The organism is Brevibacillus centrosporus (assembly GCF_046622605.1).
Taxonomy (GTDB): Bacteria; Bacillota; Bacilli; order Brevibacillales; family Brevibacillaceae; genus Brevibacillus; species Brevibacillus centrosporus.
The window spans coordinates 778,048-791,436 of record NZ_CP176856.1; the positions used below are offsets into that span (position 1 = coordinate 778,048).

The window sequence follows — 13,389 nt, forward strand, 5'->3', positions numbered from 1 at the left end:
GTTGATAAAGTAAGCGCTTAACCTAAACAACGGAGGTACTCACTATGAGAAAAGTGCGAATCGGAATCATCGGAGCTGGCCGGATCGGGAAGCTGCATGCGGAAAATCTGGTGCGAAACGGCCAGGTACAAATCGCAGGGATCGCGGACCCGTTTGCCGCTCAAATGGAGGAATGGGCGGCGAAGCTCGGTATTTCCAAAGTGATCTCGGAGCCGCTCGAGCTGATACAGGATCCCGAGGTAGACGCGATATTTATTTGTTCACCTACCACTACGCATGCGCAGCTCATCATAGAGGCAGCAAAAGCAAAGAAGCATATTTTCTGCGAAAAGCCCGTCAGCTTTGATCCAGAGCAGACACGAGAAGCGCTGCGCGTAGTAGAGGCCGCGGGCGTGAAGTTCCAAACCGGCTTTAATCGGCGATTTGACCGTAATTTCAAGCATGTCGCCCAGGCCATTCGCGCAGGGAAGATCGGGGATACGCACATCGTTAAAATCACGTCACGCGACCCTGACGCACCACCGAAACCATACATTCTCCATTCGGGCGGATTGTTCATGGACATGAGCATCCACGATTTTGACATGGCTCGTTACCTGACGGGGGCAGAGGTAGAAGAGGTGTACGTGCAGGGAGCGGTGCTGGTTGATCCAGTTTTCGAGGAATGCGGAGATATCGATACGGCACTCGTGACATTGAAATTCAGCAATGGCGCACTCGGGGTCATCGACAACAGCCGCCGCGCCGTCTATGGCTACGACCAGCGGGTAGAAGTGTTTGGCTCGGGTGGCGCGATCTCGGTTCAAAATGAATTCCCCAACTCGGCAGAGCTGATGACGAGCGAAGGAATCTACCGGGATAAGCCGCACTATTTCTTTTTAGACCGGTACAACCAAGCCTATGTAGAAGAAACAAACCAGTTTATCGAATGCATTCTCGAAGACAAACCTGTGGCGGTAAACGGATACGACGGGCTTGCGGCGGAGCTGATCGCCAGGGCATGCGACAAATCCTATCGCGAGAGACGTCCAGTGAAGCTTTCAGAGCTGTGAGAGGGAGAGATAGGATGAGCCACGAGTATCCATTTCAATTGGGGATTTCTGCGATCAACTGGGTAAACGAGGATGTATGGACGGTCGGCGATCACTACACGGGGGAGCAGGTTCTCGCGGATATGCAGAGGCTCGGCTTTCACGGGACGGAGAACTGCCGGAAGTTCCCGAAAAACACCAAAGCTCTGCAGGAAGTTTTGCGGGCTTACGATATGCGTTTAACCAGTCAGTGGAAGTCAGTCTTGTTTACAGACCCGCTCGTACGCGAGCAGGAAATGCAGGCATTTCGTGACCATGTGGATTTTCTGGAGGAGATGGGCTGCAAGCATGTGGTTGTTTGCGAGATTACCAATTCCTTTCAGGATTATCGCAAAGCCACGTCTGTCCAGGTAGAGCCGCTCACCGAGGAAGAGTGGGCGCATCTGGTGGAGGGATTGAATCAGGCAGGCGCCTATAGCCACTCCAAAGGGCTGCAGCTCGTCTACCACTACCACGCAGGTACAGTGGTCGAAGGACCGAGGGAAATAGAGAAGCTGCTAAAGCTCACAGATCCTCTGCTGGTCGGTCTGCTCTATGATACCGGTCACGCCTATTATGGAGGCTCCGATCCACTCGAGCTGTTGCAGACGCATTTTGACCGCATCGCCTACATGCACATCAAAAGCGTTCGCCAAGAAGTTCTCGACTGGAAAAGAGAAAACAACATTTCCTTTACGGAAGCGGTCGTGAAAGGCCTGTTCACCGTACCTGGAGATGGCTGCATCGACTTTGCCCCGATCTTTCGGGAAATCCGGGATCGTCACTACCAGGGCTGGATCATCCTCGAAGCCGAGCAGGACCCGACGCTGGCAGACCCTGTCATCTATGCAGAAAGGGCAAAAACGTATATTGCGTCCACTTGGGGGAATTTGTGAGAGAGCATGAATCAGGAAGGGAGATGGTTCGGATGGATTTGCGTGTACCGAGCAGAAGAGAGCCGCGTGAAGACGGGAATGTCCTGTGCATTACGCCGCAAAGCGCGGGCTGGTCGTATGTCGGATTTGAGGTCTATACACTTGAAGCAGGGCAAGAGCTGCGCGCGGAAACGGAGGACATGGAGGTTTGTCTCGTTCTTTTGGCAGGAGTGGCTACGGTGCAGACCAGCAAGGAAGCCTTTGTGGGGATCGGCAAGCGGATGGGTGTATTTGAAAAAACGCCGCCCTTTTCCGTGTACGTTCCAGCCTTTGATCAGTACTCCGTTTTGGCGGAAACAAAGCTGGAGGTAGCCGTTTGCAAAGCGCCGGGAAAAGGAACGTACCCTGCACGCCTGATTACTCCAGAGGAAGTAGGCGTCGAGGTGCGTGGGTACGGCAGCATCGAAAGGCTCGTGCACAACATTTTACCGGAACAAAAGGACGCGGATAGTCTCCTGGTCGTAGAAGTGTATACCCCGGACGGACACTGGTCCAGCTATCCGCCCCACAAGCATGACGAGGACAACTTGCCGCATGAGTCCTACCTGGAAGAAACCTATTATCATCGCATTGAGCCTGCCCAGGGCTTTGCCATACAGCGCGTCTATTCGGATGATCGCACGTTGGATGAAACGATTGTCTTGCAGGATGGTGACGCTGTCCTCGTGCCCAGAGGGTATCATCCCTGCTCGGCCCCTCCAGGCTATCAGCTCTATTATTTGAATGTAATGGCTGGACCTGTGCGAACCTGGAAGTTTCACAATGATGCAGACCATGAATGGCTCATGCAGAAAAGGGGATAAGACGATGAATCCAATTCTGTTTGACAGGACAAAAGCCAAGGATTTTGCTGCGATCGGCAGACTTTGCATCGACTTGAATGCCAACGAGTTCAACCGCCCGATGGAAGAGACGCGGTCCTTTACCAAATACGTCGGTGGGTCTCCGGCCAATATCGCGATCGGGATGAGCCGGCTTGGGCAAAAGACGGGCTTTATCGGCAAAGTCGCCAATGACCAGATGGGCCGCTACATACAGTGCTATCTCGAGGAAAATCAGATCGACACGAGCAGCATCGTCGTGGATCAGACTGGTGCGATGACGGGGCTTGCCTTTACGGAGATCAAAAGCCCGACCGATTGCAGTATTCTCATGTACCGCGACAACGTAGCCGATTTGCTCCTGCAGCCCAGCGAGGTCAGTGAGGCGTATATCAAGCAATTCAAGGTTCTGCTGATTTCAGGAACGGCACTGGCAAAAAGCCCGTCGCGGGAAGCCGTGTTCATCGCCTTGGAATACGCCCGTAAGCATAACGTCATCGTCGTGTTCGATATCGACTATCGTCCCTATACGTGGACATCACCGGAGGAAACGGCGATTTACTACAATCTGGCTGCCGAAAAATGCGACGTCATCATCGGGACACGGGAAGAGTTCGACAGGATGGAGTGCTTCGAGCAAAATCTAGAGCGGGACGATCGGATCACCGCGCGAAAATGGTTTGGCTATCATGCGAAAATCGTCGTCATCAAGCACGGGAAGGAAGGCTCGATTGCCTATACCCGGGACGCCTCTTACAAAGGAAAAGCGTATCCATCCAAAGTGCTCAAAACATTCGGTGCGGGAGATTCCTACGCAGCTGGCTTTATTTACGGCTTGCTGCAAGGCTGGGAGATCGATCGCTGCATGTCCTTCGGCGGTGCTGCCGCATCGATCGTAATTTCTAGGCACAGCTGCTCGGAGGCCATGCCGACTGTGCAGGAAATCACGGACTATATCGACCAATGTGAAAAGGGTATAATTGTTTGATTCATCAATGAAGTGCGAGGCAATAGGGAAAGGGAGAGGAGCTTGCTGTATGTCTGAGACCAACGTTCAAACCCTTAAAAATTTTATCGGGGGAGTCTGGGTAGAGTCCAGCTCCACCACATTTGCACCTGTATACAACCCGGCTACAGAAGAGATACTGGCCCATGTTCCGCTGTCCGCTGTGGCAGATCTTGAGCAGGCTGTCCAAAATTCGCAGGAAGCCTTCAAAGTGTGGAGCAAGGTAGCGGTGCCGCGCCGCGCCCGCATTTTGTTCCGCTATCAGCAGCTTTTGGTGGAGAAATGGGAAGAGCTGGCCAAGCTGATTACGCTTGAAAACGGCAAGAGCTATACAGAGGCGTACGGAGAGGTGCAGAGGGGGATCGAGTGTGTCGAATTCGCCGCTGGTGCGCCTACCTTGATGATGGGCAAACAACTGCCAGACATCGCGACCAACATCGAGTCAGGCATGTTCCGTTACCCGATTGGGGTAGTAGGTGGGATTACGCCGTTCAATTTTCCGATGATGGTGCCGTGTTGGATGTTCCCATTAGCGATTGCATGCGGCAATACGTTTATCCTGAAGCCTTCTGAACGCACCCCTCTTTTGGCGAATCGACTGGCGGAGCTGATGCAGGAAGCGGGCCTTCCTGACGGCGTTCTCAATATCGTCCACGGTGCGCACGAAGTCGTAAACGGCCTTTTGGAACACAAGGATGTCAAAGCGATTTCCTTTGTCGGCTCGCAGCCTGTTGCCGAGTATGTCTATCGCAGCGGTGCAGCTCATGGCAAACGTGTTCAAGCTTTGGCGGGTGCGAAAAACCATTCGATCGTCATGCCGGATGCCGATATCGAAAATGCGGTTCAGCAAATCATCGGAGCGGCTTTCGGTTCAGCAGGCGAGCGTTGCATGGCGTGCTCGGTCGTCGTAGCGGTCGGAGAAATTGGCGATGAACTGGTCCAAAAGCTCGTGGAAGCAGCCAACAATCTGACCATTGGAAATGGATTGGACCCGGAAACTTTCCTGGGACCGGTCATTCGCGGACCGCATAAGGAGCGCACGGTCACATACATCGAAACGGGAGAAAATGAGGGCGCGATTTTGCTGCGCGACGGTCGCCGTGATCCGGAAGCAGAGGGAAAAGGCTATTTTGTCGGACCCACCATCTTTGATAGAGTCTCCACGGAGATGAAGATTTGGCAGGATGAGATCTTCGCACCAGTGCTTTCAATTGCGCGGGTGAACACATTGGAGGAAGCGATCGAGCTGGCAAATCAATCCGATTTTGCCAACGGCGCCTGCCTCTATACGGACAGCGCCAAAGCGATTCGGGAATTCCGCGAAAACATGGATGCCGGGATGCTGGGCGTGAACGTAGGAGTACCTGCTCCGATGGCATTTTTCCCGTTCTCGGGCTGGAAAAAATCCTTCTATGGCGATCTGCATGCCAACGGCGCTGATGGCGTTGAGTTCTATACGCGCAAGAAAATGATTACTTCTCGATTTTTGTAAAGGGAGCGATCCTTTTGGCACTTGAATCCATGAAACTGATGCTGAGCCATGCCCTCGAGCATCGCTATGCTGTCGGTCAGTTCAATGTGAACAATCTGGAGTTCACCCAGGCGATTCTATTAGCCGCTCAAGAAGAGCAATCTCCCGTCATTCTCGGCGTGAGTGAAAGCTACATCTCATATCTGGGCGGGTATACACTGGTTGTCGCGATGGTAAAAGCACTGATGGAAGAATACGAGATTGCCGTTCCGGTAGCGCTGCATCTGGATCACGGTTCCTCTTTTGAAGCATGCCAAAAAGCGATCAAAGCCGGCTTTACCTCTGTCATGATCGATGGGTCGCATCGACCGCTTGACGAGAATATAGCCATGACGGGGCGAGTGGCAGCACTCGCTCACGAGCATGGCGTTACGGTAGAGGCCGAGCTTGGGCGCATTAGCGGACGGGAAGATGACCTGGTCGTCGAGGAAGCGGAAGCGATGTATGCCATTGTGGACGAGTGCGTACGACTGGTGAGAGAGACGTCTGTAGATTTTTTGGCTCCTGCCTTGGGCTCCGTGCACGGTCCATACAAAGCGAAGCCCAAGCTGGGATTTGAGCGCATGCAAGAGATTCAGGAGCGTACTGGGGTTCCACTCGTTTTACACGGGGGAACAGGCATACCGAACGCGGATATTCAAAAAGCGATCCTGCTCGGTACCGCTAAAATCAATGTGAACACGGAAAACCAGATGGCCTGCACGACTGCCGTGAGAGAGTACCTGAAGGCCAATCCGAGCGAATGGGATCCACGCCGCTACCTCGGACCTGGTAGAGATGCTGTGAGGGAAAGCGTAAAGAGAAAGATGAGGGAATTTGGCAGCATAAATAGAGTAAGCAGGGAAAATAGGTAAGGAGAAATTTATCGGAAAATTAGAAAAAAACGCTTTCTTTTTCGTCCGGGCGTAAATATAATCGGTAATAAGATGGTTAAGCGCTTTCATTGACAAAAATGGAATCACTTAGGTGGACGAACGAGCCATTGTCATGCAAGGGGGGATAAAGAAGTGAGTCTTCTTGAACTTCGCCATATACAGAAGGGATTCTCCGGCATTCCCGTCTTGAAAAACGTCAGCTTGGATATTGAGCCTGGTGAGGTGCACGTCCTGCTAGGGGAAAACGGGGCGGGAAAATCGACTCTGATCAAGATCATGACGGGTGCGTATTCCAAGGACGAGGGGGAGATCTATTGGGAAAATCAAAAGATCGAGATCCAAAGTCCCGTTGATGCGATGAATCTGGGGATCGCCACAATCTATCAGGAGCTGAATCTGATCCCGCAGCTGTCTGTGTACGAAAATATTTTTCTGGGGCGTGAAATCAGGAAAGGTCCGCCATTCCGGTTTCTCGATCATCAGGAAATGAAAAGGAAAGCAAAGGAATATTTGCAAAGGCTCGGACAAGACATTCCAGTCGAGGAGCTGGTGTGCAATCTCGGTATCGGCAAGCAGCAGCTGGTTGAAATTGCGAAAGCGTTTACCATAAACGCGAAAATGATCATTCTCGATGAGCCGACGTCCAGCCTAAGTGCGAGTGAGGCAGCCCAGCTTCTGGAGACCATCATGGAGCTTCGCAAGCAAGGGATTGCCATCGTGTATATCTCTCATCGCCTGGAGGAGCTGAAGCAGATTGGCGACCGCATCACGATCCTGCGCGACGGCGCCAAGATTGCCACACTTCCGGTGAAAGAAACCAGTACCGATGAAATGATCCAGTACATGGTAGGGCGCAATCTGGATCAGAAGTACCCAAAGGAGCAGTTCCAGCTGGGGGCAGAGGGCTTTCGCGTCGAGGGAATCTGCTTGCAGGGCTCGGAAAAGGAGGTCAGCTTTGCAGCCTATCAAGGGCAAATACTAGGGATTGCCGGTCTGGTAGGCGCTGGTCGAACGGAGATCGCGCGTGGCATATTCGGAGTCGATCCGGTGAAATCAGGAAAAGTATACGTGGAAGGGAAAGAGGTTCGGATCCAATCGCCGCAGGATGCGATCGCAGCGGGGCTCGCGTTTATTACCGAGGATCGCAAGGCAGAAGGGCTGATCCTCGACCAGACGCTGGAATTCAATATGACGATCGCCAGCCTGAAAAACTTTCGGAAAGGCTCCCTCCTTCAACTGGAGCAGCTGACGCAAATCGCCAAGGAGTACATAACCGAGCTTCAGGTCAAGCCCGGAGACGTGCAGAAGCATGCGAGGAAGCTGAGCGGCGGCAATCAGCAAAAGGTCGTCATAGCGAAGTGGCTGTCTACCCACGCGAAAGTTTTTATCTTTGATGAGCCGACTCGCGGCATCGATGTAGGGGCCAAAGTCGAGGTGTATCGCCTGCTGAATACGCTGGTGAAAAACGGGGCGATCGTGATCGTGATCTCCTCGGAGCTGCCGGAAATTCTAGGGATATGCGACCGAATCCTCGTCATGCATGAAGGGCAAATAACAGCGGACATTTTGCGTGATCACGCCACCCAGGAAGGGATCATGAAGGCTGCTACAGGAGGGATGTAACATGTCAGAAATCGCGCTACAGGAAAAGGAAGAGGAGCTGAAGCGAAAAGGGACGCTGAAAAAGCTCTCCAGCAAGTTTGGACCTCTGATCGGCCTATTTCTTTTATGTGCTATTTTATCGATCCTCTCGGAAAATTTTGCGACCGTCAACAATTTGATGAACGTAGCTCGTCAATCCTCGATCAACGCCATCCTGGCCCTGGGCATGCTGCTGCCGATCCTGACCTCCGGGATTGACCTGTCTGTCGGCTCCATACTAGGCATCTCCATCATGATCATGGGCGTTTTTGCCGTCAAAATGAAGCTGGGAGCGATCGTCGGCATTCTCGTTTGTATCGGTGTCGGGCTTCTGTGCGGATGGTTGAACGGGATTCTGCTGACCAAGCTGAAGCTGCCGCATCCGTTTATTTCGACGCTCGGGATGATGAACGTGGCTCGGGGGATCGCGCTGATCGTCACAGCGGCGGCACCTATCTCTGGATTTCCTGTTGCCGTGCAGTTTGTAGGGAACGAATTTGTCGGCCCTATCCCGGTCAGCTTTCTGCTCGTGCTCGTCCTGTACATCGGCTTTCATTACTTCCTGACCAAAACGGCAACAGGCCGCTACATCTATGCGATCGGTGGTAACAAGGAAGCGGCGAGGCTGTCAGGAATCAATGTCAACAAAGTCCTGGTATTGGTCTACTCGATCAGCGGACTGATGGCAGCGATAGCGGGGCTGGTGCTGGTAGGTCGTGTGAACTCCGCTTTTCCACTCGCAGGTCTGGGTTATGAGCTGGACGCGATCGCGGCGTGCATCATTGGTGGAGCGAGCTTCTTCGGTGGAGTCGGTACCGTTTGGGGAACGCTGATCGGTGCTCTCATTATCGCAGTGCTTCGTAATGGGCTAAATTTACTGAATGTTCCGGCTGATTTTCAAATGACGGTCATCGGTATCGTGATTATCGCAGCTGTTTACGTGGATGTTCTGCGTCAAAGGGGAGCCAAGAAGAACAAATAAACGAATACTCCAGGCAGGCGAGGGGGAAAAAGACGTGAAGGAAAAAATCCGTTGTGCCGTACTGGGGCTGGGCAGATTGGGATACTGGCACGCAGAAAATCTGGCGGCGAAAGTAAAAGGGGCAAAGCTGGCTTCAGTCGTCGATCCACTAGCAGGGCAGGCAGAAAAGGTCGCGAGGGAGCTCGGGGTCGCTGCCTTTAGCCAATTTCCTGAGGAAGTCATGGCAGATCCTGCGATTGACGCGGTGATCATCGCGACCCCTACCAGCACGCACGCCGAGATGATCAAGCTGGCGGCCACGCATGGAAAGCATATTTTCGTAGAAAAACCGATTACGTCCCGTCTGGATTTGGCTGACGAATTGATCGAGGTTATTGAAAGGCAAGGCGTGCATTGCATGGTCGGCTTCATGCGACGATTCGACCCCGCGTATGCAGAGGCAAAGAGAAGGATTTTTGCAGGAGACATTGGCAAGCCCATCTACTACAAGGGCATCTCCAGGGATCCTGGCTCACCGCCTCCGGAATTTATCCGGCACAGCGGCGGCATTTTTCTGGACTTGTCGATCCACGATTACGACATCGCCCGATTCTTGCTGGATGCGGAAGTCGAGAGTGTGTCTGCGCACGGTCGGATTCTCCTTCATGATTTCATGCAGGAATTCAGCGATGTGGATCAAGCAATCACGTACCTCACATTTGATTCGGGAGCAGCTGGCGACATCGAAGCGAGCCGCAACGCCAGCTACGGCTACGACATTCGCGGAGAAGTAGTCGGAACAGAAGGCACTTTGATGATCGGCTCGCACAAGTACCATGATGTGCACATTCTCAATGCGCAGGGCAAGACGCACAGTATCGTTCCCGCCTTTCCACAGCGTTTTCGTGAATCGTATTTGCTGGAAATGGAGCATTTTATTGAGAGTCTTCGCAAAGGGCAGAAGCCTTCCGTTACACAGCAGGATGGCAGGGCGGCGCTTGCTATCGCCATTGCTGCCAGACAATCGTTTGAAGCAGGTGCAGCTGTGTCATTACATACTCCTACCAAACCTGAGGACAGCTCCGTTGTGTAACTAGGTTAAGCGCTATCCCTAACAGCGGGTAGCATTTAATAGCTTACAAAATAAGAGGGGGAAAGCTTCAATGAAAAAGCTGGCTGTACATTCTATCATTTTGTGTACGTTAATGGCAGTTGTGGCAGGGTGCGGAGGAAACGCGGCTCCAACCAACCAACCGAAGCAGGAAGCTGCACCACAGGCAGCAGCGCCGGACAGCGGTCAAAAGCCAAAAGTGACTGTCGTTCTGAAGACCTTGAGCAGTCAATACTGGAAGTACGTAGAGGCAGGCGCGAAAAAAGCATTCGAGGATCTCGGGGTGGACGGCAAGGTCATCGGTCCGGCAGCCGAATCACAAGTCATGGAGCAGATCAACATGATGGAGGATGCACTCAACCAAAAACCGCAAGCCTTGGTTGTGTCTCCGTCCCAGCCTGATACCGCGATCCCTGTGTTTGACAAATACAAGGCAGCGAATATTCCCGTTCTGCTCGTCGATACGGACGCGAACTGGGATGGAAAAGCGACCTTCATCGGAACGGATAACTACACAGCAGGCAAGCTTGGCGGGGAGGAGCTGGCCAAGCAGCTGACGAAGGGCGACAAAGTGGCTTTGATTGCAGGTGCTCTGGGTAACAATGCGACAGATGATCGGATCAAAGGGGCGAAAGAGGCGCTGATCGCTGCTGGCATGAACGTGGTGGCAGAGCAGCCAGCTGACAGTGACAAGGAAAAGGCGATGTCTGTCATGGAGAATATTCTCCAAACAAACCCGGATGTGAAAGGCTTGTTTTCCGCCAACGATGACATGGCGCTGGGAGCTCTCCGTGCGATCGAAGCAAAAGGTGCAGCTGTAAAAATCATCGGTACCGACGGAAACATCGATGCGCTCGAGCAGGTCATTGCAGGAAAGCTGTTCGGCTCGGTAGCCCAAAGCCCGTATGACATGGGATACAAAGGCGTTGAGAACGCCGTGAAGATGATCAAAGGCGAGCAAATCGAAAAACGCATCGACTCGGGTGCAGAATTTATTGGGAAAGATAATGCGCAAAAGAAAATCGAGTTCCTGAACGGTCTTTCCAAATAGAAAACAGAGGGAGGGTAAGAGTATCGATTAACTCTTACCCTGTTTTTTTACAGAGCAGCTAAAGCTGGCGATTGCCCGTCAATCAGGGGGCCATGGTGGAGCTTTTCGCGCCTTGCACGGTTAAGCGCTTAATGTATAATGAATTAAGTGAAATTTATGAAAATGGGATGTGTTTTTATGAAACCGACGATATACGATGTGGCACGGGAAGCGCAGGTTTCCATAGCAACCGTCTCCAAAGTAATCAATGACTCAGGGCGGATCAGCGACAAAACCAAGCAGCGTGTCATTGCCATCATGGAGAAAATGAAATACCAGCCTAGCGTTGTCGCATCAGCTCTGACCGGTAAGCAGACGTTTACCATCGGTTTGTTCATTCCGGATTTGGCGAACCCATTTTTTGCGGAGATCGCCCGCTATGTCGAGGATCGGGCTCAGGAGAATGGCTTTAGTGTCGTAATGTGCAGTACCGATCACAATATCGAAAAGGAATCCAAGTACATTGAGCTGCTGCGTCAGAAGCGGGTGGACGGCTTTATTTTGGCATCTGGATTTATCAATGATGAAATTTTAAAGGAATTGATTGAAGAAAAGTTTCCGGTCGTCATGGTGGCGCAGGATTTTCCGACACGCACGATGGACAGTGTATCGACGGATGACTTTTTTGGCGGATATATCGTAGGAAAGCACTTGCTTGAGCTGGGACATAAATCGATCGGGGTTCTGGCTGAAAACTGGAAAGCGGGTACCTTGGAGCTGCGATGGAGCAGTATTGAACGGCTACGGGGCATACGCCAGGCGATGGCGGAGGCACAGGTTCCCTTTCACGAAGAGCATCTCGTGATTTGCGATTCCTCCGTCGAGTCCGGTCGAGCGTCCAGCGCGAAGTTTTTTGAAGGCAAAAGCGGTCCCACCGCCATTTTTGCGACGAACGATGTCCTGGCCATCGGTGTGGTGCAGGCGGCCAGAGAGCACAAAAAGAAGCTGCCGGAAGATGTGTCCATCGTGGGGTTTGATAATACGCTGCTGTCCACCATTGTGGATCCGCGACTGACAACTGTGGCCCATCCGATGGCAGAGATGGCTCGCAATGCAATGGAGCTGCTGTTGAATCGGATGCAGGATAAAGATCGGATGAGCAGCCGCATCATTTTGCCGCCGGAATTGATCAAACGCGACTCTACCCGGCCCCTGTAGCAAGAAATGGAAAAGCACAAGCAGAGGCTGTTTCTGTGGGTGGCGTTTCTCTTCTGGTTCTCTTTGTTTTTGTATGTGCCCATACTGCCTGCTTATCTCGATACCATGCAGGCGTCCTATAGCTTTATGGGCATTGTTTTGGGCAGCTATGGCTTGATGCAGGTGATCGTACGTTTGCCGCTCGGGATTCTCTCTGATTATCTGCGGATTCGGCGGCCATTCCTGACGTTTGGAATGCTTGCTCTGCTCATCAGCAGTGCTGGATTTGCCCTCACCGAGCAGCTGGAATGGACGCTGCTTTTTCGTGCTCTCTCCGGGGTTACTGCGTCTACCTGGGTGATTTTCACGGTTGTGTATGCGAGCTATTATCAAGGCAAAAGCGCGCAGGCGATGAGCAATCTGCAGCTGGTGACCGTAACGGCGCAGCTGTGCGGGATGAGTCTTAGCGCTCTGTTGGTGGATCAATGGGGGATCAAGAGTCCGTTTTGGTTCTCAGCTCTTCTCGGGGCGGCTGGGGTGCTTCTGACGCTTTTCATCCGTGATGAGAAGGAACAGGGAGGTACGCAAACTTCCATGCGATTGGCGGATATTTCGATAGTGGTCAAAGAACCGCTGCTTCTGAAGGCATCCGTTCTATCGATCTTCGCCCATATGGTGCTGTTTGCCACGATGTTCGGATTTACCCCTACCTACGCACAGAGCTTGGGAGGAACGGAGAGGGAGCTGACCTATCTCGTCTTGTCCTTTATGATCCCGCATGCGCTGGCTGCGTTCTTGTCGGTCAGAGTGCTGGCGGTGCGGCTGGGGGAGTGGAGGACGCTGCTGGTTGGCTTGATCGGGAGCGGACTTTTCACGTTTCTGATTCCTTTTCTTGAACGGATCGAGTGGCTTTGTCTGACACAAGCTTTGAATGGCTTTGCTTTGGGGCTGACCTTTCCTTTGCTGTCCGCAATGTCCATCCAAAACGTAGCGCACGGTCAGCGGGCAACGGCTATGGGCTTTTACCAAGCTGTTTACGCGGTGGGGATGTTTGTTGGGCCTCTTACTGCAGGAGTGATCAGCAATTCGCTCGGCCTCTCGAGTGGGTTCGTACTGGCGGCGGGCATTAGTGTACTGGGAGCGGCTCTTACGCTGGTCTTTCAAAAAACGAAGAAGAATCTGGCACAAAAAGCTTGAGTATTGGCTGTGAC

The 13,389-nt window shown here is 52.6% G+C and carries 12 protein-coding genes; all 12 read left to right on the forward strand.

Features of this window, described 5'->3' with window-relative positions:
• The first annotated feature begins 44 nt into the window (after positions 1–44).
• The 12 genes from iolG (ACLIN2_RS04135) (at position 45) to ACLIN2_RS04190 (ending at position 13,375) form a co-directional block, all read left to right on the forward strand.
• Positions 45–1,052: an inositol 2-dehydrogenase gene (gene iolG, locus ACLIN2_RS04135; protein ID WP_411503285.1), complete on the forward strand. Its 1,008-nt coding sequence runs from the start codon at positions 45–47 to the stop codon at positions 1,050–1,052.
• A gap of 14 nt (positions 1,053–1,066) precedes the next feature.
• Positions 1,067–1,966 carry a myo-inosose-2 dehydratase gene (gene iolE / locus ACLIN2_RS04140; RefSeq protein ID WP_411503286.1) on the forward strand — a complete coding sequence of 300 codons (900 nt, stop codon included), beginning with the start codon at positions 1,067–1,069 and terminating at the stop codon, positions 1,964–1,966.
• 32 nt (positions 1,967–1,998) lie between these two features.
• The gene (gene iolB, locus ACLIN2_RS04145; RefSeq protein WP_301172442.1) at positions 1,999–2,808 is read left to right on the forward strand and encodes a 5-deoxy-glucuronate isomerase; all 810 of its coding nucleotides are present in this window, start codon (positions 1,999–2,001) and stop codon (positions 2,806–2,808) included.
• Between the two features lie 4 nt (positions 2,809–2,812).
• Positions 2,813–3,814 carry a 5-dehydro-2-deoxygluconokinase gene (iolC, locus tag ACLIN2_RS04150; RefSeq protein WP_301172443.1) on the forward strand — a complete coding sequence of 334 codons (1,002 nt, stop codon included), beginning with the start codon at positions 2,813–2,815 and terminating at the stop codon, positions 3,812–3,814.
• Positions 3,815–3,863: 49 nt separating this feature from the next.
• Positions 3,864–5,324 (forward strand): CoA-acylating methylmalonate-semialdehyde dehydrogenase, encoded by a 1,461-nt coding sequence (locus tag ACLIN2_RS04155; RefSeq protein WP_301172444.1) that lies wholly within the window; start codon positions 3,864–3,866, stop codon positions 5,322–5,324.
• 14 nt (positions 5,325–5,338) lie between these two features.
• On the forward strand, positions 5,339–6,217 hold the full coding sequence (gene fba, locus ACLIN2_RS04160) for a class II fructose-1,6-bisphosphate aldolase (protein WP_301172445.1): 879 nt from the start codon (positions 5,339–5,341) through the stop codon (positions 6,215–6,217).
• Between the two features lie 153 nt (positions 6,218–6,370).
• Positions 6,371–7,861 carry a sugar ABC transporter ATP-binding protein gene (locus ACLIN2_RS04165; protein ID WP_301172446.1) on the forward strand — a complete coding sequence of 497 codons (1,491 nt, stop codon included), beginning with the start codon at positions 6,371–6,373 and terminating at the stop codon, positions 7,859–7,861.
• 1 nt (position 7,862) lies between these two features.
• Entirely contained in the window at positions 7,863–8,861 is a 999-nt protein-coding gene (locus ACLIN2_RS04170) for an ABC transporter permease (protein ID WP_310229770.1), read from the forward strand.
• A gap of 34 nt (positions 8,862–8,895) precedes the next feature.
• Positions 8,896–9,933 carry an inositol 2-dehydrogenase gene (gene iolG / locus ACLIN2_RS04175; protein WP_411503287.1) on the forward strand — a complete coding sequence of 346 codons (1,038 nt, stop codon included), beginning with the start codon at positions 8,896–8,898 and terminating at the stop codon, positions 9,931–9,933.
• Positions 9,934–10,003: 70 nt separating this feature from the next.
• Positions 10,004–11,002, forward strand: coding sequence for a sugar ABC transporter substrate-binding protein (locus ACLIN2_RS04180; RefSeq protein ID WP_122961586.1), 999 nt, complete (start codon positions 10,004–10,006; stop codon positions 11,000–11,002).
• 177 nt (positions 11,003–11,179) lie between these two features.
• A complete protein-coding gene (locus ACLIN2_RS04185) occupies positions 11,180–12,199 on the forward strand; it encodes a LacI family DNA-binding transcriptional regulator (protein WP_122961587.1) in 1,020 nt (339 codons plus the stop codon).
• Positions 12,200–12,205: 6 nt separating this feature from the next.
• Complete coding sequence (locus ACLIN2_RS04190; protein WP_411503288.1) at positions 12,206–13,375, forward strand: MFS transporter; 1,170 nt, start codon at positions 12,206–12,208, stop codon at positions 13,373–13,375.
• The last annotated feature ends 14 nt before the right edge of the window (positions 13,376–13,389 follow it).

What these genes read in the sequence shown, in the direction of transcription:
- iolB (WP_301172442.1), top strand. Translation starts at nt 1,999, where the DNA reads ATGGATTTGCGTGTACCGAGCAGAAGAGAGCCGCGTGAAGACGGGAAT.
- ACLIN2_RS04185 (WP_122961587.1), top strand. Translation starts at nt 11,180, where the DNA reads ATGAAACCGACGATATACGATGTGGCACGGGAAGCGCAGGTTTCCATA.
- ACLIN2_RS04180 (WP_122961586.1), top strand. Translation starts at nt 10,004, where the DNA reads ATGAAAAAGCTGGCTGTACATTCTATCATTTTGTGTACGTTAATGGCA.
- iolE (WP_411503286.1), top strand. Translation starts at nt 1,067, where the DNA reads ATGAGCCACGAGTATCCATTTCAATTGGGGATTTCTGCGATCAACTGG.
- ACLIN2_RS04190 (WP_411503288.1), top strand. Translation starts at nt 12,206, where the DNA reads ATGGAAAAGCACAAGCAGAGGCTGTTTCTGTGGGTGGCGTTTCTCTTC.
- iolG (WP_411503285.1), top strand. Translation starts at nt 45, where the DNA reads ATGAGAAAAGTGCGAATCGGAATCATCGGAGCTGGCCGGATCGGGAAG.
- iolC (WP_301172443.1), top strand. Translation starts at nt 2,813, where the DNA reads ATGAATCCAATTCTGTTTGACAGGACAAAAGCCAAGGATTTTGCTGCG.
- ACLIN2_RS04155 (WP_301172444.1), top strand. Translation starts at nt 3,864, where the DNA reads ATGTCTGAGACCAACGTTCAAACCCTTAAAAATTTTATCGGGGGAGTC.
- ACLIN2_RS04170 (WP_310229770.1), top strand. Translation starts at nt 7,863, where the DNA reads ATGTCAGAAATCGCGCTACAGGAAAAGGAAGAGGAGCTGAAGCGAAAA.